A 19792-nucleotide genomic window follows, 5' to 3' on the forward strand; every position below is an offset into this window, starting at 1 on the left:
CTGGGGGCTGCGGCGTGGTGACGCCTACCTGGACCCGCTGTCCATGCTCCCGCCCTCACTGCTGCGGCGGGGCCCCTCCCGGCTGCTGCCGGTATACGGTGTGCCGCTTCCCGAAGCCGCGCTCCCAGGGGCTGCACGAGGCACCGCGACGGCAGGACCGGGCGTCCCGGCCGGCTCCCCGCTCCGCCGGGAACGGCGGAGTACGGCCGACGGCCGAGTCAGCCGCGTACACCGCGCAGGATCATCGCCACGGCCGTGTCCGCGACCACACCCGGTTCCTCCGCCGCGCCCAGCTCGATCCGGCGCACCGCGGCGTCCACCGAGCCCTGCAGCAGCATGGCCGCCAGCCGGGGCTCGGCGTGGCCCAGGTCGGCCAGCGCCTCGACGATCATGGCGATCAGGCCGCCGTGCGCGGCGCGGATCTTCTCCCGCGCCCCCGCGTCCAGCTCGCTCGCGGAGATCGCCACGACAGCCCGGTGCCGGCGGTCCCCGACCAGGTCGAGCTGCCTGCGGACGTACGCCTCGACCTTCTCCTCCGGCGTACCGGCCCGGCCCATGGCGTTCTCGACCTCGGCGGCCCACACGGGGAAGTCGACCGCGCAGAGTTCCTCGACCACGGCCGCACGGGAGCGGAAGTACTCGTAGACGGAGGACCTGGCGAGGCCCGTGCGCTCGGCGAGGGCGGGGAAGGTCAGCGCCTCCGTTCCTCCCTCGGACAGCAGGGATCGTGCGGCGTCCAGGAGGGCGCCGCGCTGCATGGTCCGGTGCTCGGCCACGGAGGCCGCTCGAATCCTGGGCACGCCACCACTGTACGGCGGCCCCTGTTCGAAGGGGGGTGCGTGTCCGCCACCGGATGGCCGAAGCCGCCCCGCCTCAGCGTCCGGCGTCGGCCAGTTTCGCCCGGAGCTGCAGGACCGACTTGGTGTGGATCTGGCTGACCCGGCTCTCGGTGACCCCGAGTACGTTGCCGATCTCGGCGAGGGTCAGGCCTTCGTAGTAATAGAGCGTGACGACGGTCTTCTCCCGTTCGGGCAGCGTGTTGATGGCTCGGGCCAGCAACCGTCTGAGCTCGCGGCCCTCGGCGACCTCCACGGGATCGTCGGCGGCGGTGTCCTCCAGGGTGTCCATCAGGCTCAGCCGGTCGCCGCCCTCGCCACCGACGTGCAGCAGCTCCTCCAGCGCCACGACGTTGGCGAGGGACAACTGGCTGAAAACAGCGTGCAGATCCTCGAGGGCGATGCCCATCTCCGCGGCGACCTCGCTCTCCGAGGGCGTACGCCGCAGTCGCGCCTCCAGGGTCGCATAGGCGCGCTCCACGTTGCGTGCCTTCTGCCGGACGGATCTCGGAATCCAGTCCAGCGCGCGCAGTTCGTCGATCATCGCGCCGCGGATTCTCGTGATCGCGTACGTCTCGAACTTGATGGCGCGCTCGATGTCGAACTTCTCGATGGCGTCGATCAGTCCGAACACCCCGGAGGAGACGAAGTCCGCCTGCTCCACGTTGGACGGCAGTCCCACGCTCACCCGGCCGGCGACGTACTTCACCAGGGGTGAGTAGTGAAGGATCAGCTGCTCACGCAACCGCCCGTCGCCGGTGGTCTTGTACGAACGCCACAACTCGTCGAGCGAGGAGGGGGCAGGAGGGCGCACAGTGCCACGCGCAGCCGGTGGAACTGCCGCGCGGTCAGACCCGGAGGTGTGCTGGGGCATGTGGTGCCTTGAGCCGTTCTGCTGTGGAGTGCTGGGACGTGTCTTCGGGGCGAAATCCTTGTGAGCGTAGCGTGACTGAGTTGTTGCGGTGAGCGCGGGACAAGCGATCCGCAGGGTGCGTTTCCCTCGGATTTCCCCCGCGCCGTCGGAGACGGCCGACGGCGCGGGTCGTCACCGCGCGCACCGGTGCCGGAGGCCTGAGCAGGTACCGCGCGGGTCGACGGCATCACCTTTTCACCCGAATGCCCGAGGTCAAGTACCGCCTCGCCGCGTGCCCTCATCGCGTAGGGGGTACGGGCGTCAACCGCCACCCGTCGCCCTCCCGTTCGACGAACCCCAGTGAGTGCAGTTCGTACAACCGGCCGAGGGCTTGGTCCGTCGACGTCCCCGCGGTCCTGGCGACGTCACGCCCGCCCATGAAACCCTTGCGGGGCAGCGCGTCCAGCACCTGGGCGGAGACGTCGTCCAGCAGGTCCCTGGGCAGGACGGGACCGCGCCTGACCGGCGCGAGATCGCCGATCTCCCCCACCAGCTCGGCGATCTCGGCGGCATCGGTGACCAGTACGCCTTCTCCCCGGAGCAGTTCGTGGACTCCGGCCGACAGGCCGCTGGTGGCCGGTCCCGGCACCCCCATGGTGAAGCGGCCCAGGCGCTGCGCGTTCCTGGCGGTGACCAGCGAACCGCTGCGGTACTCGGCCTCCACCACCACGGTGCCGCGCGTGAGTGCGGCGATCACTCTGTTGCGGAGGATGAACCGGCTGCGCGTCGGGTGAGCGGACGGCGGCAACTCGCCCATGACGAGGCCCTGTTCCACCATGCGCCCGATCAGCTCGGCGTGCCCCCTGGGATAGGCGGCATCGACGCCGCAGGCCAGCACCGCCATGGTCGCCCCGCCGACGGCGAGCGCCCCACGATGGGCCGCGCCGTCGACCCCGAACGCCGCACCCGACACCACCACCCAGCCCCGCTCGGCCAGACCGGCCCCGAGGGTGGCCGCCATGTGCGCCCCGTACGGGGTGCAGGCCCGGGCTCCGACCAAGGCCACCGAGCGCAGCGCCCACAGGCGCAGGTCGGGTCCGCCCCGCACCCACAGTCCGATCGGCCGTGCATCTCCCAGGTCGTCGAGCTGGCTCGGCCACTCCGCGTCGCCGGGGCAGACGAACCGTCCGCCGACCGCGGCGACGTCCGCCAGGTCCCGTCCAGGATCGGCGGCCACGGCCCGCAGCCGGTAGCCGGCCAGCCGTGGCGGCGTCATCCCCCTCAGCGTGTTCGCCGAGCCGTCCCCGCCCACGAGACGCCGCATCAGCTCGGCGGGCCCCACGTCCCGGATCCAGCGGCCCCCGCGCTCGTCCCCCGGCTCGAACACCCGGGTCAGGGCTGCCCGCGCCCGACGGTCCCCCTCGAGCTCCTCCTGCGGGCCGCTCACGCGGCGTTCACCCCCATCGCGACCCCTCGGTGCAGTCCCGTCCGCAGTTCCAGGGCGACTGCGATGTCGGAGGCGTCCGGCCGGTCGGCGGCCCGCAGGTCCGCGACCGTCCACGCCACGCGCAGGACCCGGTCCAGACCGCGCGCCGTGAGGATCCCCCGCTCCATGTCCCGTTCGGCCGCCATCAGCGCGCCGGGCGCCGCGAGCAGTCTGGTCCGCAGCTCATGGCCGGGGACCTCGCTGTTCGTCGTCCACGGGGTGCCGGCGAGCCGGTCGGCGGCCCGCGCCCTCGCCGCCCTCACCCGGGCGGCCACCTCGGCCGAGGACTCGCCCCGGCCGCCGGCCCCCATCAGGTCCGCCCGGCTGACCGGCTCGACCTCGACCCGCAGATCCACCCGGTCCAGCAGGGGGCCGGAGAGCCGCGCCTGATAGCGGCGGATCGCGGACGGCGGGCACTCACACCCCGCACCGGCCAAAGTGTGCCTGCCGCACGGGCAGGGGTTCGCGGCCAGCACCATCAGGAAGCGCGCCGGCAGCCGCACCACTCCGGCGGCACGTGCGACCACGACGTGCCCGGATTCCAGGGGCTGGCGCAGCGCGTCCAGCGCCCGCCCGGAGAATTCGGGAGCCTCATCGAGGGAAGTGAACTTACTCCGCCCAAATGCCAGCGCGTAGGGTGCTGGACTGAGCAGGAGGAATGGGAAGTATGGCAAGGGTTCTGGGCGCGCTGCGCCTGTCGAGGGCATCGGACGAGTCAACCTCGGTCGTCCGTCAGAAGATGTCCATCCAGCGATGGGCTAACGACCGAGGGCATGAGGTGGTCGCTTGGGTCGAGGACGTTGACGTGTCCGGCGCCATCGCCCCATGGGAGCGGCCGAGCCTTAGCGAGTGGCTCCCCTCCACCATCGGCAAGGACGTAAGCACGGTAGAGGCTCGCCTCGCCTGGGAGGCGTCACGAGCGAGCGAGTGGGACATCCTCTGCGGAATGAAGCTCGACCGCATCTCGCGTCGAGTGCTGCACATCGCGCACCTCGTCGAGTGGGCCGGCGAAAGCGGCAAGGAGATTGCTGCGGCCGAGGACGGATTCGACCTCTCCTCGCCAATGGGGAAGATTCTTTTCCAGCTCATCGCCGCCTTCGCAGAGGGTGAGCTCGAAGCGATCAAGATGCGAGCGAAGTCCTCGTACACCCACCTGATGAAGTCGGGCCGGTGGCGTGGAGGCTTCGTGCCGTATGGCTACCGGGCTGAGAAGGAAGCCGAGGGCGAAGGGTGGAGGCTCGTACCGGATGAGTTCGGCGTAGCCACGGCGAAGACCCTCCGGGAGATCGTCCGGCGCATCGTCGAGGACGGCCAGGCCATCAACGCCGTATGCCGGTGGCTTAACGAGGACCGAACCAAGACCCCTACCCCACTCGACGCGCAGAGGATGAGGGCAGGGAAGGAAGCGAAGGGAGCTCTCTGGCGTGTCGGCAACCTGAACAAGATGCTCCACTCTCACACCCTCCTCGGACAGGTTGAGATGACCGAGGAGGTGGTTCTCCCCGATGGCGCGAAGGAGAAGAGGACGCGTCTCGTGCGTGACCCGGAAGGACTACCTCTCCAGCGCGCGGAGCCGATCCTCAGTAAGGGGGAATGGGACACCCTTCAGGCGAAGCTCACGGAGAACTCTCGACCGCACTCCGCCCACCGTTACGACCGGTCCCCCTTGCTCCGCGTGGCGTTCTGCACCTGTGGGCGTGCCCTGTACAGGAACCACGGCAGGCACCACATGTACTACCGGTGCAGCTCTCGGAACATCTCCGGTGCCGAGTGCGGCCAAGGCGACGCCATACAGGCGAAGCTCTTGGAGGGGGCGATCGAGGAGGCGTTCCTCCGTGCCGTCGGCCACGCGGAGATCGTCCGTCGAATCTTCCGCCCCGGAGTCGACCACACGAGCGATGTCGCCGAGGTGACACGCGCGCTTGCCGAGCTCCGCGAGGATCGCGAAGCAGGGCTCTACTCCTCCGAGCTCGGGAAGAGGGAGTACCGGGAGGAGTACCTCCGGCTCGAAGCGAAGCGCGAGGCGCTCAGCGCCATGCCGGTGGTACCGGACAGGTGGGAGGAGATCCCTACCGGGCAGACCTATGCAGACAGGTGGGAGGAAATCAACTCTCCGGCGGAGAAGAACAAGGAGCTCCGCGAGGCAGGCGTGAAGGCGATCGTGCACAGGGAGGATCTCCCGAAGGGGCTCCCCCTCGTGGAACTTGGCGAGACCAAGGGCACCGTTCGCCATACGCTCGGGAGAATTGAGCTCCTCTTGCCGAGGGACCTCTACGACCGAGTGCGCCGCTTCGCGGCCAAGCACTCCGCGTAGCCTTCCCGGTCGACGTTCGCCCCGGCTCTCACCTACGAGGGTCGGGGCTTCGTCGTATCTGCTGGGGCGGCGTCTCGCTCATCGTGTTACCGAGGACCGCACCGAACGCTGCGGCACAATGCGGCGCCATCCTCGGCGAGCGTGCCGGTTACGCCTCCATTCCTCGTAGGCGAGCGCTTCGAAGTCGGGGTCAATGCCGTGATCGAGGAGCGTCACGGCGTACCCCTCGGGCGTCATGACGTTCGCCATCTGATGCTCGGCCTGCATGTCGAGCCAGGCTGTCGGGTCGTCCATCTCAGGGAGCTTGTCGCCTCTCGCTGCGGCAGTCAGGCACTCGATTGCATCTTCGAAGTAGGTACCCCACACCTCTTCGCGTGTTGCCGAATCCGCAATCATCCTCCACTCGGCGGCTCGCTTGAAGTCGTAGCGGACGCGTGCGCGTAGCTTCGCGTGATACAGGAGCGAGGCGTCATGCTCGACAGCGTCCAATTCGTCGTCGCCACTCAGCTCGTAAGTCTCTTGATCGTAGTTGCGAAGGTGTCTCAATTTGTCGCAGATCGAGAGCATCCGTTCTCGATCGCTCGTCCGGCGGTCATGCCTGTGCGCGTACGCCTGCTGAGCCCAGTGCCCCAAGTATCCGAGAACGGCGGCGAGGATCGGCAGTACCCATGTCGTCATGGTGCGCCATTCTGCCTCTTCGCACCCACGCCAACCTTGGGCAGACGGGGTCCCCCACTTCCACGACTCACGGGAGGAGAGGACGCCCCTCCTGGGCGGCTCCAAGGTGCTCCGGCTTGAGCGCCTCCTCGCCGTACTGAGCGACGAAGTCGCGCACGCGGCCGAGGGGCGAGTCTGGCGGGGGTGGCTCTTCACTCACTGCGCCGCCAAGGATCATCGCGCCGAACGCTGCGCCGACGTCTTGCGGGTTACTTATGTCCATGCGGAGACGGTAGGCCAAGGGTCTGACTGTCGGGTGACCGGCGTCACGGATAGCCCTCAGCAACAAACCAAGATCATTCTCCGTATACATAGGTGAGGGTGGTTCGCTCCTCGCTCGCCCGGCCTGCGAGTCGGGCCCCTCCCTGGCTCTCCTCGGTGAGGATGACGCCATCAGGCCTCACGGGCGTGTCTTCCTCCTGCTCGCCCTCCCTGGACCGAGCCGGGCTCCCCTGCCCGCGCTCCCCACACCTCGCCTCGGCCTCGCCGGCCCCGTCGCTGATCGGCGAGGCGGGGGTGACGCACACAGACTTCCCCCTCTGTCTCCTTCGCGTTCGTCGCGGCTCGCCGGATCTGGACAGAGGGGGATCGCTCGTCCGCCCCACGCGCGCGGGGGCGGAACGGCCCTGGGTTGCCTACTCCGGTAGGCGGCTCGGGGCCTCTTCTTGGACCTCACCAGTGATGACAAGTAACAACAGCCTCGCCCGAGGCAGGAAGGAGGCCCTTCGTGTTCCAGATCGAAGGCACCAACTACATGACCGTCCGGGAGACAGCACGTCGCCTCGGACTCCACCCCGGCAGCGTCCGCAACTGGCGAGCCAACGGCGTCGAGCCCATCGAGAGCGTCAAGCTCGGGGCGTCCGTGCTGTACCGAGTGCAGGACGTCGAGCGCCTCGCTGTGGAGCGTGGCCGGTGACCGACGAACACGACTACTGGACAGTCAGGGACACCGCCGCCTACCTCGTCGGATGCCACCAGAGCTGGCTTCGAGAGGACTTCGGAGTCAACAAGGAGTTCTGGAGACCGCTCTTCGCCACCGACCCGGATGGTGGCTGCCTGATCGACGTCACCGCGCTTGCGGACATCGTGACCCGCGATCCCGAGCGGATGTCCTGGCCGAAGACTCGGGCACCAGGCTCCACTCGCTCGGCCAAGCGTCGCCGTAAGCGTGAGCGGGAGGCTGGCCGATGAGCTACTTCGTCACTCTCGATCAGGCCGCCGTGCGCCTGGGAGTGCACCCGAGGGCGCTACTCCGCGCTCTCAAGCGCCCCGGCACGGACTTCCCGTATCTGACCATCCGGCGCCGCGTGTACATCGATCCTGACGACATGCAGCGCCTCGCCGACGAGTACGCCCCGCCCCTCACAGAGCAGGACTGAAGGCCTCTCTCGCAGCCCTCCCGCCCCTCTGGTCACCGATGGCTGTAGGGGCGTTCTCATGCCCGCACGCAGCCTCTCAGCGCCGTCTCGCCTGACGGCCGGCTCGCGCACGTGGGCGCTCACCAAACCCCATGACCGGCACGTATCCCGTGCCAGAACAGGAGACCCAAACAGTGGCTACCAAGACCAAGCTCACCACCTACGCCGACCAGATCGCCGAGGCTGACGCCATCGCCGCCGACAAGGCAGCGCAGGCGCGCGAGGCGTTCGAGGAGTTCAAGGAGAAGTCCGAACGCCTCGCCGACGAAGCCCACGAAGCACGGGCGAAGCTGACGTGGATGCAAGGCCGCTTCCGCGTCGGGGACGAGACGGTCTCCGTCGAGGAGTACGCCATCGCCAAGGCTCGCCATGAGCGGGCAGAGCTCCTTGCGGCACTCGGCGAGCTGAACGACCGCACTGGCGAGAACTCCTCGGATCGACGCATCAAGGCGGCCGAGCGGGCGCTTCCTGCGATGGAATCCAAGCTCGCCCGAGTCGTCGCCGAGGCCCTGCGGGCACCCCTCCGAGGGATCACCATCTACGCCACGTTCGGCGACGTGCCCGCCCCCGAAGAGTCGGACCTTCCCGTTGCCGTCGTCTCCCAGAGCAAGCCGACGAAGAACTACGCGAAGGACGGCGACAGTGACGGCAAGCGCGTCTTCGCGAACGCCATGAGCCGCTACCTCATCCACGGCGAAGTGAAGGTGACCCTCTTCAAACTCCCTGTCCATCGGGAGCTCGCAGGCAAGCAGATCGCCGACGCGCTCAGGAAGCATGGCATCGAGGTCACCCCCGGCGCCGGGCTCGACCACAGCCACCCCATGACGGCGGCCCGCAACGGCTACGAGGTGCAGGAGCTGCGTGTCATGGTCGGCAAGGCGCTTGACCCCGACGCCGATCCGGAGCGAGTCGCCGAGGCCGAGGAGCAGATAGCCGAGACCGCGAACCGGGCCGCGGCGCAGACCTTCCGGCACATCAACGCGCACTCGCCCGATTGGCAGATGGGGACCGGCTTCGAGGAGCACGGGGCCCGCGACTACGCGCGCACCCTCTGATGGCCCGCTGAGTGTCGCCCCCGAGTGGTCCGCGCCGGGGGCGGTGCTGAGCAATCCGATCAAGGACTGTCACACAGGAGGCACCCCGCACAACAGTCGTCGCTCTCATCGCCTACATCGCCGCTCTCGTCACGCTCGTACGCACAACCGTCGATCTGCTCGTCACACCGGGAGCACCGGCACGTAAGACCGACTGACCAAGCTCGACCAACACAGAGGCGCTCCCGCCACACAGGGGGCGCCTCTTTGTCATGCCCCCAGGAGGAACCCACCAGCATGAGTAGGACAACGATCTCCGTCCGCCACACCGACGTCACACGCGAGCAGCTCGCAGAGATCCAGCGCATGACCGGCAGTATGACGACAGCCGAGGTACTCACACAGGCGCTCGACCTCTACCTGTTCTTACTTGAAAATGCCCGCCGGAACGCCCCTTGTGGCGACTGGTCACACGCGCGTCCGACCGATGCGAGGGGGTGTCACGCATGAGCCGTAAGACGTACCTCGACGTCCGTAAGACAACGGCGCCCGAGCTGTCACACCTGCCAGTCGGCACCATCGTCGAGTTGCCGGTAGGCACCGGCCGACTCCTCTTCCGTCACACAGCCGACGGGCGTTACTGCCCCGTCTCCGGCTCGGGCATACCGGTTTGGCTGCTCGTCGAGGTGGCCGAGACGCTGGTGCCGCCGTCACTGTCCGCTCAGTCGGCCGTCGACCGAGGGTGACCGATCACCAGGGGACGTGATCCCACGTCACCTGGTAGCAGTACCCATCCCGCTGCATCATCTGGTAGTAGTCGTAACCCTGGTCCACGTCGTCGAACTCCTTGACGTGCACGTGATCCTTGCCGGTCTCGACGTGCTTCCACGTCACCCGGTACGTGACCGGGACTCCGTCGATCTCCCATCTGCGGGTCACAGGGTTCATCTTCTTCTCTGCCATGGCCCCCCCCTCGGGCTGGTCTACGGGTTGAGCGTCAGGACCGTCGCTCAACGCAGTCAGGGCCCGGCCGTAGCCGAACCCTGACCTCTCTTACTTCTGGTCGCTCACACGGCATGCACGCCGCGCGTCATTGAGACGCACCACCTCGTTCACACAGCGAACGACGTAGTACAGGACCTGAATCCACGTCTCTACATCATCAACAACCATTTGAGTCACCCCGAGTGCTCAGCACTCCCGTGGAGGGAGCGCAGAGACTCAACCGCTGGAAGCGGCCCCGCCCGGGGATGTGGGCAGGGAGTGCGTTGTGTACCCCTTCAGGCTTGAGAACGTCGCTGCGAGCCCTGCGGTTCCGGGCCGAACGACTGAAGTTGACCGAACATTAGTTCCTCGTGTATTGATCTCTTCCCGCTCCTTTGAAGAGCGAGCACCGTAGCTCCCGCCGTTCAGCGACGGTAGAGCTGGCCACTCCGAGAGAGGCCGCCATCCCAAGGGGCTGGCAGGGGAAGCCGACAGCACCCCGAGCGCGAGCGGTACGCGCGATCTCCCATCCACACGCCGAGGCGTAGCTGTGCGCTGCCCTCGGCCTCCCTGAAGGAGGTCGCACACTCGTGCCCAAGACCAACCCCGCCGCCCCTTCCTGGGTCGGCCATACGTCCCGCTACCTCACGCTCCCCGCGAGCGAGCCGTTCCGGCTCTCCCCTCGGAAGCTGGCCCGGAAGTGCTCCCTCCCCGGAGCCGAGTTCGAGTCTGGGCTTCGCTCACTGCAAGAGGAGGGCTTCCTCCGGCGCCTCGGTTACGACACCTGGCAGCTCTCCCGGCCGGTGCGGTAGTCGATGCTGGAAGACCTGTTCCCCAAGATCGAGGAGAGTCGAGCCAAGCTGCGGAAGCGCGGATACGCCCTGGCGGCCGAGCACTACCCCCCGGCCGGTCAGGCTGCCCAGTGGTACGCCGACGTGATCCAGTGCGTTCCTCGCAGCGGCCAACTGGTGGCGAAGCAGCTTGCCCGGCTCTGCGGCCAGGACTCCCTAGTGACCGTGCCGTGGCGCTCCCTGGCGGACGCCGTGGGCGTCCGGGACAGCGCCGGTCGAGAACGCGCGTACACCGAGCGAGGCGTTCAGGTGCTCATCGAGGCCGGGTGGCTGACGGTCGAGACGATCGGCCTCAAGCGCGGTGCGAAGACGACATTCAGTCTGGAACCCGGAGAGCGAGCCACGGAGTGGCTGGGCTGGATCGACGCTGACGACTGGCTCGACGAGGCCGCCTGACCCCGCTCGAACTTTTGGCCAGAGTAAAAGCCCGGTCCTGCTGAGAAGTTTTGGCCAGAGTAGGAGCCCCTCGTGCGTCGAGGACTTTTGGCCAGGACAGGAAGCCTCGAAGGTCAGAGCACGGTCGTGCTCGGCTCCTGGCGGAGCCTCCGCGCGTACCGACGTTGTCACGCTCTTGAGTAAGTGGCTCTGCGTTCTGGGCCGCGTACGCGGCCACAGCCCGGAGACTGCAACGGCGAGAGTAAGCAGTAAGTAGCTCTTGCTCGATGGGCGCCGTAGGCGCCACAAGCCGAAGACCCCTTACTCACTGGGGGCCGTAGGCCCCACTTCCCGAAGACGCCTTGCGCTCTTCGAGGACTGCCGCCAGTCGGCTCCTGGCGGAGCCTCTGGCTCGCAGTGCACCACCTGCACCCCTTCGCCGCCGCGTACTCCTCGTACGCCGCTGCGCCATGCTCAGCGCCGCCGACAGGCGGCCATACCCAAGGAGATAACCCACCCCATGAATGACTACTCCCCGATCGTCACCACCGATGGCCGCAAGCTGTGCGGCATCGAGTCGTGCGGCCGTGCGCACCGTGTGCGCGGCCTCTGCCTGGCGCACGGTCAGCGTGTCCGCGTGCACGGCGATCCGCAGGCCGACAAGCCGTTGCGCTTCCATTCCTCGCGTCCCTGGAAGGGCGACGACGTCTCGTACATCGGTGCCCACAACCGCGTGACTCGCGAGCACGGCAAGGCTGCCGAGTGGAAGTGCGCTTGCGGCTGCGGCCGACAGGCCACCGACTGGGCGTACCTCGGGACCGACCCGGCGGCGAAAGTCGACGAGACCGGCCGCCTGTACTCCGTCAGCCCAGACCACTACGCGCCCTTGGCGAAGACGTGCCACCGCGGCTTCGACACCTGGCAGGCGCAGCGCCGTACTGGCATCCCTCTGTCCCTCGTCATCACGGAGGCGATGGCCGCGTGAGCCGACCGAGCCAAGCGGAACTCGACCGCCGATGGAACGAGGGACTCTGTGCCCGATGCCTGGAGCCGTTCGAGCCCCGGCCCGTGGACCATGTCTACTGCTCTCGGCTCTGCCGACAGCGCGACGAACGAGAAGGCGAGCGGCCCGAGGCTGGCCACTGTGGCGCCTGCGGCGCCTCCCTAGAAGGGCGTCGAGCGGATGCCCGATGGTGCTCGGACGCCTGCCGGATGCGGGCGCAGCGTGCGGGTAAGGGGACGTCGCCCCCCTGAGAGACCCCCTCGATTTCGGGGGTGGTGGGTCAGTGCCTGGCTTCAGTCCGAGGCCGGGCGCCCTCACCCCTGCGGGTCGGCCGGCTCGGGGGTACTCCCTGATCAAGTACCCAAAATTCAGTACGAGTTGGGCCACCCTGATGACAAACTGGAGACATGGACGAACTGTTTGTAGTCAGGCATGAGCCGACCTGGCGCATCGAGCCCGAGCCGGACACCGAGTACGACAACGGCACGGACGAGAAGACCGTGTACGCCCTCTTCGGCCTAGCCATCTACAAGGCCAACGTCCTGGAGCACTCCCTCGTCAACCTTCTCGCCTTCACGAAGATCATCACGGCGAGGGAGCAAGGGGAACAGCTCATCCGCGACCCCTGGACTCAGGGCTTCAAGGACATGATGGGCAAGCTCATCAAGCGCGCGGAGGCGCACACCAGCGCCCACCCGGAGGTCCTCGACGACCTCACCAACAGCCTGAAGCGGCGCAACCGCCTGGTTCACAACTTCTGGCGCGAGCGCATCCCGGACATCATCTCCGAGGCTGGCCGAGCCAAGCTGTGCGCGGACCTGAAGGCGGACTGCCGGCTCTTCACCCAGACGGATGAACGCTTCAGCGAGCGACTCCTGGACCCCCTCATGGCGGACATGGGTGTCACGCCTGAGACGATTGCAGCTCAGTACGCGAAGGAGCGCCGCGAGGCGATGGCGCGCTACGAGACCGAGGCGTTCACGGCCGAGGAAGAGCCCGCCTGACCTACCCGTTCACCTCATGCCCTCGGCCGAAGTTGGGGTTGACCAAGCGAGTTACGCACTGTTAATCGGTCATGTAATTTCTGAGCATGGAGACACTTGCGGGGCAGTGGTGGGAGAACGTTAACGTCTGGGCGATCGTCGTCGCGGCTCTGATCGCTCTCCTCGTTGGCTGGCTTAGCGCCTGGGCTACCCTCCGGGCCGGCAACCCCAAGCGCAAGCTCGGCTGGTGGGAGCAAGCCAACACCCCTCTCTTCGCCGAGTCGAGGTACGCCGGCCAAAGTGGGCCACTGACGGTTCAGCTCGGTAACACACACCTTGAGAAGCCACGCATCATCGACCTCGTAATCACGAACTCGGGTAAGCGCGACATCACGGCCGCCATGTTCCATGATGGCGCTCCGTTGCGGTTCTCGTTCGGTGCTCCAGTTCTTGTAATCCTGGAATACCAATCGCATCCGGCCGCCACCCTCGGCCAATTGATCGACACGTACGCCGATATCGGCTCGATGCCCACTCGGCCTCCCGTGGGTGGCGTCGAGCTCAAACCGACTCTGCTGCGGAAGGGACAGACGGTAACGATCACGGTGCTAGTCGATGGCGACCGCCAGGCGACGTCGTGCACCGACTTCCCTCTGATCGACGTCGCGGAGGTCGCGGGACAGCCCGGCACGCGAGCAGCGACGTTCGCGGGGGGCATGCTTGGAGAGGTGGCCGGCCGCGTTCTCTCCCTCCCACTCTTCCGGTAATCGACCCCTAAACCGTGGCGCGATCTTGGCCGCTAAGACGTAGCGGTCGGGCCCCAGTGTTACCGGGGGTTACTCCCCACCCCCTTCGTCAATCTCAACTCTCAGCACTGTGCACCGGGCACCGGACTCTGCCAACTCCTGCATGGTGTCGCCCGACGTCAGGCAGGAGGGGTTGTTCCCTCGGAGGGCGGCAGGTCCCTGAAGAGGATGTGAGCAAGCTGGAGCCGTTGCTCCTTCGACCAGGTGACCATGCGCCACTCCACCGTCACCCGCGGGTTGGCCTTCGACCGGTAAGTGCTGACACGGGTCGGCTCGGTCGGCGACTCTCCTTTAGGTCCGTCGTGCTCCACTATCGGCATCCGAGCCATAAGCCCGCCTCCCGCACTTCCGCTCATCCAACGTGTGCGAGTGCTTCGTTCGGTATTCGCACCTCGCCGGTGTTCAACGAGCCAAGACCGCTTAGGTGCCGACCCTGGTGACCACGGCGAAGGAGGCACAAGTACGCCGGAACCCTGAGTGGCCTGTCCGGCCGGTGTGGCTCATGCACTCGACGTCGACCGCTGCGCCGTCCGTCGAAGGGGCCGCCTCCCACTCGCACGTCTGGCACTCGGCCGTGAAGGTCACTGCTGCGCCCGGCTCTTGAGTGATCCGGTGCTTCACGTACCGCAGGACAGTCACCTGAGGCGCACCGAAGTGTTCATCGCCTCAGCGATCTGCTCCGCTACCTCCGCGCGGACCATGCCCACGTGCACGTAAGGCACGCCCTTATGGGTGACGACGGGGCGCACGGTGCTCCGCGCACTCTCTGGGACTCCAACCGCAGCCAGCGCAGTTTGGAGTCCGTCGCTCGCGTCAACGGCCCGTGCTCGGGCGTCTCGCCACGTCTGCATGTCCATCACCGTCGCCCCCTTGTCCGATGCGGGTGGTTGCGGATCTCCACATCGGCATCCGTCGCCGCCGACAGGTCCCCCCTGTCCCGCGCTACGTCTCGTTGCTTGACTAGCGCCCTGCACACTTCGCAATCCGCTACCGCTTCAGGGGGTGGGAGCGGTAGTGCCAAGTTCACCGGTCCCGCCATCGTCGTCTGCCGTGCACTCATTCCGTGCGACCTCCCCGGTTGCATGTGTACCAGGGAATGATCCCGCAAAATTTGCATTGCTTCGCAGTTCATGCACGTTGTTGGGTAAGGTCATGAACGACAGCCTGCCGACCATTCCGCAAGCATCACTCTTGCCTCTCCATCGAACACTGCGCATTCCTCGTACCGAGTGAACTCATCGAGGTAGCTCTGCACGTCTCGGCCGTCACGAAATACAAGACTCCCAGCCGAGGTTTCGATGGTGACTAGCGAGGCGTCGTAGACGGTGAATGTATTCAGCGGGGTTCGCGGAGTGGGCACTCCTATCGGGATTACCCCGATACGCACGTTCGGGAGATAGGTCAACGAAGAGAGTCGATCCATCTGCTCAGCCAATGACAACGGCGAAACGACCGGCCACCGAACAGCCTGCTCTGTCAAAATGAACGTGAACTGTTTCGACACGTCATACAGGACGGCTTGCCGTTCCAGCTTCCCCGCCACTGCCTTACTCGTGTCCGCCGGGGAATGAGCGAGGCTCGCCCGTACGTATTCTGGGGTCGCCAATAGGCCGGTAACCATCGAGAGCAGGAAGTAACGTATATGCGCCGAGGACGCTTCGAGCGACTTCAGTTCTGCCTGCCTCGTCCCGAGCCCCTTGCGGCGTAGCTGTCGGACGTTTCGCCACTCCGTATTGGCGAGCCTGGCAAGGGCCGCCACCTCGGCAACCATGCTCGAAGGCGCGTCCAGGGCTCTCAAGATCTGCTCGACGTCAACGAGGGAGGGTCTCGTCTTCCCGCTCTCGATCCGGCTCACCTTGGACTGCGACATGTTGCAACGCGCGGCGAGCCGATCTCCGGAGAGACCGGCTCGCTTGCGCAGCTCTCGCAGCAATGAAGCGAGTTCCGTACCGGAATCGCCGAGCTGCTCAGCTTCGAACGTCACTCCCCCACGTACTCCAAGAACGGCACCGACTCGGCAACGGCAATTCGCTGGTACTCGATGAACGGCGCAGGGTCACCCTCGTGCAGTTCGCGACTGATCTGTGTTCCGTTCTCCTCGTAATTCATAAGGACAACCTTCGAGCGGTCGAAAATCCAGAAGTCTTGAGCCTCCGGCAACGGGTTCTCTCTGTCAGTCACATCGAGAATCCGAATCTCCTCGCCGGCTCGCACATGCGGCGCATAGTACCGGGCGAACTCAAAGCGCAGATACTCGGAGAGCGGTCGAGTCAGGATGTGCACTCTCCCCTTACTCTTCCCTTCCCTTCGTATCTGCTTCAAGTTCTCGGTGTACGGAGATGAGTAGGTACTCGGGTCAACCCGCTTACCGGCCCGGAATGCTTCGAGCTCCTCGGACTCCTGCGGCATGAGATATTGCGGCAGGGTCTCCAGTCTCCACGCCTCCAACCGAAATTCCCGCAGAGTCACCCGCCACTCGTCACCATCCAAGAGCACGAATGGCCTCCCGAAGAACGCTCTCGGGAATCTCCACGAGCCCCTCTCCCTTCGGCGGAGTGAAGGCGCCGGACACTTCACCCTGCACGACAAACGTTCCCCGCTCGGTCCGGTACACGTTCGGGCAGTCGTCCTCGCCGCACTCGCCGTTCCCGTTACCCGTGAGTCGAGTCAGTTCTTCGCGCGCCATGCGAAACCCCCTGCTCCATGGCCCCTATTGGGACCCCTGGGCATGACGGTACGAGGGGCAAGCGCACCCGTCCATGCATGAACGTGAGTATGCACGTTGTTGCATGAACCGGCCCTCGGCGGTGCAGGCGCAGCCGTCGCCGCCCCGTGCGGGCACGTGACGGCCGATAACGTTGCAGCCGGTACGAAGCCTGCCGGGAGTAGCGGGAGGCCGCGAGGCGGGCCGCGGAGCACCGCGGCGAATCGCCTGTGCCCGGCCGGATCACTGATGTACCTTGATCACGGCGTAAGTTCTACTCTCGCGCTTCGTCCAGGAACAGCACGCCCCGGTGTGCCAGCGAGACCGCGCCCGGCCTCGGCAGTCCGTTGCCCCCGCCGATGAGCGACTGCATCGTCGCCGAGTGGTGAGGTGCGCAGTAGGGCGCCCTGCCGATCAGGGGTTCGCCCGGTGGGAGGATGCCCGCCACCGAGTGCACCGCCGTCACTTCGAGGGATTCGCGCTGTGTCAGCGGCGGCAGGATCGCCGTGATCCGCTCGGCCAGCATGGTCTTCCCCGCTCCTGGCGGTCCGGAGAGCAGGAGATGGTGTCCGCCCGCCGCCGCGACCTCCAGGGCCTTGCGTGCTCTCACCTGGCCTGCGACGTCGGCCAGGTCGGGGCGGTGCCCCGCACCCTGCGCCCCGTGCGACGCGAGCCCCGTCCCGATGCCCGCGCCCGGCACGAGCAGTCCGGCCAGCATGGTGTCGGGGCGGCCCCGCTCGGCGGCCGGCTCGTCGGGCACGGGTTCGTCGCCGAGCACCGCGATCAGCTGACGCAGGCTGCGGACACCGAGGACCGAGACGCCGGGCACGAGGGCGGCCTCGCCCGCGGTCTGCTCGGGCACGACGACCTGCTCGTACCCCGCCTCCGCCGCCGCGAGCACCGCGGGTAGCACCCCGCGCACCGCCCGCACCCGGCCGTCCAGGCCGAGTTCCCCGATCATCACCACGTCGGCGATGGCCGCCGGATCGATCCGCTCGGCCGCACCGAGCACCGCGCACGCCACAGCCAGGTCGAAACCCGAACCGGCTTTCGGCACGGAGGCCGGGGACAGCCCCACGGTGAGCTTCTTCTGCGGCCACTCGGCCCCTGAGTTCACGACGGCTGCCCTGACCCGGTCCCGGCTCTCCACCAGGCTCTTGTCGGGCAGACCGACCAGCGTGAACGCGGCCACACCCGGCTCGAGATCGGCCTGGACCTCCACCACCACGCCCTCGACGCCCACGAGAGCCACCGAACACGCACGCGCGAATCCCATCAGGCCACGCCCCGTACGTGCTCGGCGACCGGGGCCCCACGCCTGGGCAGGACCACTCCGACCAGGTCGATCCGGACGCCGCCGGGCGGCGGTCCGCCGTGCCGGTCGAGCCAGATCTCGGCGAGCCGGCGCAACCGGTCCGCCTTGGCCGGGGTGACGGCCTCCATCGGCTGCTCGAAGGAGTCCGCCCTGCGGGTCTTCACCTCGCAGACGACCACCGCGTCACCGTCCGCGGCGACGATGTCGATCTCTCCGGCGCGACAGCGCCAGTTGCGGTCCAGTACGGCCATCCCGGCGTCGGTCAGCAGCCGCGCCGCCAGATCCTCGCCGTACCGCCCGAGTGCCCCCCGTGCGTTCATATCGGCACCACCTCCGGCACCGACTCTGACGCTCTCCGCCCGATCCATTGGATCTTGGTGGACAACCCGGCCGTTGTGTATATCCCGGCCACCCGGACGAGTGAAGCGGCGCCCGGACCTCATGCGACCGCCGATCAGCCGCCCGGAAGCTCGAGGTCGCTCTTGTTGAGCTCCTCGATGTTCACGTCCTTGAACGTCAGGACGCGGACCTGCTTGACGAACCTGGCGGGCCGGTACATGTCCCAGACCCACGCGTCCGCCATGGAGACCTCGAAGAAGACCTCACCCTGAACCGAGTGCACCTGCATCTCGTAGTCGTTGGTGAGGTAGAAGCGCCGTTCGGTCTCGATCACGTATTTGAACAGACCGACGACATCGCGGTACTCCCGGTAGAGCTTCAGCTCCATCTCGGTCTCGTACTTCTCGAGGTCCTCGGCGCTCATGGCATGTTCCCCTTCAGCCGTGCGTCCCCCTATTGTGCGTCAGCCTCACACACCCCTGGCCGATTAGACGATTTCGGGGGCGAGAACCAGTGGTACGCGTGGGGGACCCTCGTCGAGCAGCGTGCGCAGCAGCTCGGCGAGCCTGGTCGGATACACCGTCTCACGCGTCGCGGAGAGTTCGGCGGAGGTCCACCACCTCAGACCGGCGACACTGCGCCGCTCCAGTTCGGTGAGGCCCTTCTGGTCGGTGGCGGTCCGCGTCGTCCGGGCCAGGAAGTACCACTCGTCCTGGTCCCAGCGCCTTCCGTCGAAGGGGAAGGAGCAGATCCGCGTCCACAGCAGGGGGCCGAGGGCGATGCCGGCGATCCCGGTCTCCTCGGCGAGCTCGCGCACCGCCGCCTCCTCCCGGGTCTCCTCCCCCTCCAGGCCGCCACCGGGCGTGAACCACCAGCTCGTCGCCGGGTCCTCGGGCTCGAAGCCGTGCAGCAGCAGCACCCGGTCGTCCGGGTCCAGGAGCACGATCCGTGCGACCTTGCGTGCCTCAGTGCGCACCGGCGGAGACCCCCGGTCGCCTCTTCCCGCGCGCCGAGCGGGCTGCGATCGGCCCATAGGCGGATCCGCCCAGGATGAGCAGCAGGCCCAGCCCGAGCGCGCCGATCTGCAGCGGCAACGGACCGCTGGAGGACACGCCACCGGGCAGGTCGGCGAACGCCTCGGGCCGCTCGATCATGCCGTTCATGGGCCATGCCACCGCGTCGACCCGGGCCTCCACGGCGCTGCGGGGCACCGAGCCCTGCCCCGGGTCCTTGAGGTGGACGCGGGAGTCCAGCGATTCACTGCGTTCGTCCCCGAGCAGGAAGAGCTGTCCTTCGGGCACCTCGGCCGTGAAGTTCTGGCCGGAGGCCGGAGTCCCCTTGCCGGCGGCGTTCCCGTCGCCGCCCGGGAGGGCCCCGCCACCGCCCCACACCTGCAGATACGGTTCCTCGATGGGCTTGCCGTTGATGGTGAGGCGGCCTTCGCTGTCGCAGCAGGCGACCGTGTCGCCGCCCACGCCGACGACCCTCTTCACCATGGGTACGTCGCCCCAGGCCTGATCCGTGAAGACGACCACGTCACCGCGCCGTACGTCGCCGCCTTCTATCCGCTCCGCGAGCACCCGGTCCCCGGCGTTCACCGTGGGCGTCATCGACCCGGTCGGTACGGTGTACGGCTTGTAGACCACCGCTCCCCAGGCGAAGCCGCCGAGGAAGAGCACACAACCGACGGCCACGGCCAGGTTCGACAACGTGTTGCCGAGCCGGCCCCGGCCGTCGCCCGTACGTCCTGTTCCGCTCATCCCAGCGCTCCCCC

At 67.4% G+C, this 19792-nt stretch carries 23 protein-coding genes and 3 pseudogenes; 11 read left to right on the forward strand and 15 right to left on the reverse strand.

The features are described from left to right. Positions 1-218: 218 nt before the first annotated feature. The 4 genes and pseudogenes from QFZ58_RS10915 to QFZ58_RS10930 form a co-directional block, all read right to left on the reverse strand. Complete coding sequence (locus tag QFZ58_RS10915; protein WP_307128824.1) at positions 219-776, reverse strand: TetR/AcrR family transcriptional regulator; 558 nt, start codon at positions 774-776, stop codon at positions 219-221. 97 nt (positions 777-873) lie between these two features. Next, positions 874-1710: an RNA polymerase sigma factor WhiG gene (whiG, locus tag QFZ58_RS10920; protein ID WP_307124736.1), complete on the reverse strand. Its 837-nt coding sequence runs from the start codon at positions 1708-1710 to the stop codon at positions 874-876. Positions 1711-1962: 252 nt separating this feature from the next. Beyond that, positions 1963-3136, reverse strand: a pseudogene (gene dprA, locus QFZ58_RS10925) (DNA-processing protein DprA). Beyond that, a pseudogene (locus QFZ58_RS10930) lies at positions 3133-3777 on the reverse strand (ATP-binding protein); the annotation flags it as partial. The pseudogenes dprA and QFZ58_RS10930, both read right to left, overlap by 4 nt. Positions 3778-3842: 65 nt before the next feature. On the opposite strand from QFZ58_RS10930, the gene QFZ58_RS10935 reads away from it, so the two are divergent. Next, positions 3843-5489 carry a recombinase family protein gene (locus QFZ58_RS10935; protein ID WP_307124738.1) on the forward strand — a complete coding sequence of 549 codons (1647 nt, stop codon included), beginning with the start codon at positions 3843-3845 and terminating at the stop codon, positions 5487-5489. Between the two features lie 78 nt (positions 5490-5567). Here the strand turns inward: QFZ58_RS10935 and QFZ58_RS10940 are convergent, their stop codons facing one another. After that, positions 5568-6167, reverse strand: coding sequence for a hypothetical protein (locus QFZ58_RS10940; RefSeq protein ID WP_307124739.1), 600 nt, complete (start codon positions 6165-6167; stop codon positions 5568-5570). A gap of 67 nt (positions 6168-6234) precedes the next feature. Next, on the reverse strand, positions 6235-6429 hold the full coding sequence (locus QFZ58_RS10945) for a hypothetical protein (RefSeq protein ID WP_307124740.1): 195 nt from the start codon (positions 6427-6429) through the stop codon (positions 6235-6237). 504 nt (positions 6430-6933) lie between these two features. Between QFZ58_RS10945 and QFZ58_RS10950 the strand changes: the two genes are divergently transcribed. From QFZ58_RS10950 to QFZ58_RS10970, 5 genes are all read left to right on the forward strand, one after another. Beyond that, positions 6934-7122 (forward strand): helix-turn-helix domain-containing protein, encoded by a 189-nt coding sequence (locus QFZ58_RS10950; RefSeq protein ID WP_307124741.1) that lies wholly within the window; start codon positions 6934-6936, stop codon positions 7120-7122. After that, positions 7119-7397: a hypothetical protein gene (locus QFZ58_RS10955; RefSeq protein WP_307124742.1), complete on the forward strand. Its 279-nt coding sequence runs from the start codon at positions 7119-7121 to the stop codon at positions 7395-7397. The genes QFZ58_RS10950 and QFZ58_RS10955 overlap by 4 nt, the downstream gene beginning before the upstream one ends. Next, positions 7394-7585, forward strand: a complete 192-nt coding sequence (locus QFZ58_RS10960) for a hypothetical protein (RefSeq protein WP_307124743.1) — start codon at positions 7394-7396, stop codon at positions 7583-7585. The genes QFZ58_RS10955 and QFZ58_RS10960 overlap by 4 nt, the downstream gene beginning before the upstream one ends. 173 nt (positions 7586-7758) lie before the next feature. Next, a complete protein-coding gene (locus tag QFZ58_RS10965; RefSeq protein WP_307124744.1) occupies positions 7759-8679 on the forward strand; it encodes a hypothetical protein in 921 nt (306 codons plus the stop codon). A 485-nt stretch (positions 8680-9164) separates the two neighbouring features. Then, the gene (locus QFZ58_RS10970; protein WP_307124745.1) at positions 9165-9404 is read left to right on the forward strand and encodes a hypothetical protein; all 240 of its coding nucleotides are present in this window, start codon (positions 9165-9167) and stop codon (positions 9402-9404) included. Between the two features lie 4 nt (positions 9405-9408). Here QFZ58_RS10970 and QFZ58_RS10975 read toward each other — a convergent pair whose 3' ends face one another. Beyond that, positions 9409-9621 (reverse strand): hypothetical protein, encoded by a 213-nt coding sequence (locus tag QFZ58_RS10975; protein WP_307124746.1) that lies wholly within the window; start codon positions 9619-9621, stop codon positions 9409-9411. A gap of 611 nt (positions 9622-10232) precedes the next feature. Between QFZ58_RS10975 and QFZ58_RS10980 the strand changes: the two genes are divergently transcribed. The 5 genes from QFZ58_RS10980 (at position 10233) to QFZ58_RS11000 (ending at position 13621) form a co-directional block, all read left to right on the forward strand. Then, entirely contained in the window at positions 10233-10454 is a 222-nt protein-coding gene (locus QFZ58_RS10980) for a hypothetical protein (protein ID WP_307124747.1), read from the forward strand. 3 nt (positions 10455-10457) lie between these two features. Beyond that, complete coding sequence (locus tag QFZ58_RS10985; RefSeq protein ID WP_307124748.1) at positions 10458-10889, forward strand: hypothetical protein; 432 nt, start codon at positions 10458-10460, stop codon at positions 10887-10889. A 499-nt stretch (positions 10890-11388) separates the two neighbouring features. After that, complete coding sequence (locus QFZ58_RS10990; protein WP_307124749.1) at positions 11389-11853, forward strand: hypothetical protein; 465 nt, start codon at positions 11389-11391, stop codon at positions 11851-11853. Positions 11854-12278: 425 nt separating this feature from the next. Next, positions 12279-12875 (forward strand): hypothetical protein, encoded by a 597-nt coding sequence (locus QFZ58_RS10995; RefSeq protein WP_307124750.1) that lies wholly within the window; start codon positions 12279-12281, stop codon positions 12873-12875. 86 nt (positions 12876-12961) lie between these two features. After that, positions 12962-13621: a hypothetical protein gene (locus tag QFZ58_RS11000; RefSeq protein WP_307124751.1), complete on the forward strand. Its 660-nt coding sequence runs from the start codon at positions 12962-12964 to the stop codon at positions 13619-13621. Between the two features lie 1189 nt (positions 13622-14810). Here QFZ58_RS11000 and QFZ58_RS11005 read toward each other — a convergent pair. The 8 genes and pseudogenes from QFZ58_RS11005 to lepB all read right to left on the reverse strand — a co-directional run bounded on the left by QFZ58_RS11005 (position 14811) and on the right by lepB (position 19778). Next, the gene (locus tag QFZ58_RS11005; protein WP_307124752.1) at positions 14811-15644 is read right to left on the reverse strand and encodes a helix-turn-helix transcriptional regulator; all 834 of its coding nucleotides are present in this window, start codon (positions 15642-15644) and stop codon (positions 14811-14813) included. Then, on the reverse strand, positions 15641-16156 hold the full coding sequence (locus QFZ58_RS11010) for a DUF6879 family protein (RefSeq protein ID WP_307124753.1): 516 nt from the start codon (positions 16154-16156) through the stop codon (positions 15641-15643). Before QFZ58_RS11010 ends, QFZ58_RS11005 begins: the two co-directional genes overlap by 4 nt. Continuing rightward, positions 16140-16346 (reverse strand): hypothetical protein, encoded by a 207-nt coding sequence (locus QFZ58_RS11015; RefSeq protein ID WP_307124754.1) that lies wholly within the window; start codon positions 16344-16346, stop codon positions 16140-16142. The genes QFZ58_RS11010 and QFZ58_RS11015 overlap by 17 nt, the downstream gene beginning before the upstream one ends. Before the next feature lie 295 nt (positions 16347-16641). Continuing rightward, a pseudogene (locus QFZ58_RS11020) lies at positions 16642-17640 on the reverse strand (YifB family Mg chelatase-like AAA ATPase); the annotation flags it as partial. Next, positions 17640-17999, reverse strand: a complete 360-nt coding sequence (locus QFZ58_RS11025; RefSeq protein WP_307124755.1) for a YraN family protein — start codon at positions 17997-17999, stop codon at positions 17640-17642. The gene QFZ58_RS11025 and the pseudogene QFZ58_RS11020, both read right to left, overlap by 1 nt. A gap of 134 nt (positions 18000-18133) precedes the next feature. Continuing rightward, on the reverse strand, positions 18134-18442 hold the full coding sequence (locus QFZ58_RS11030; RefSeq protein ID WP_003965949.1) for a DUF2469 domain-containing protein: 309 nt from the start codon (positions 18440-18442) through the stop codon (positions 18134-18136). Positions 18443-18505: 63 nt separating this feature from the next. Beyond that, complete coding sequence (locus tag QFZ58_RS11035; RefSeq protein WP_307124756.1) at positions 18506-18994, reverse strand: NUDIX hydrolase; 489 nt, start codon at positions 18992-18994, stop codon at positions 18506-18508. Then, on the reverse strand, positions 18984-19778 hold the full coding sequence (gene lepB / locus QFZ58_RS11040; protein WP_307124757.1) for a signal peptidase I: 795 nt from the start codon (positions 19776-19778) through the stop codon (positions 18984-18986). Before lepB ends, QFZ58_RS11035 begins: the two co-directional genes overlap by 11 nt. Between the last annotated feature and the right edge of the window lie 14 nt (positions 19779-19792).

It is taken from the genome of Streptomyces sp. B1I3 (assembly GCF_030816615.1).
GTDB lineage: Bacteria > Actinomycetota > Actinomycetes > Streptomycetales > Streptomycetaceae > Streptomyces.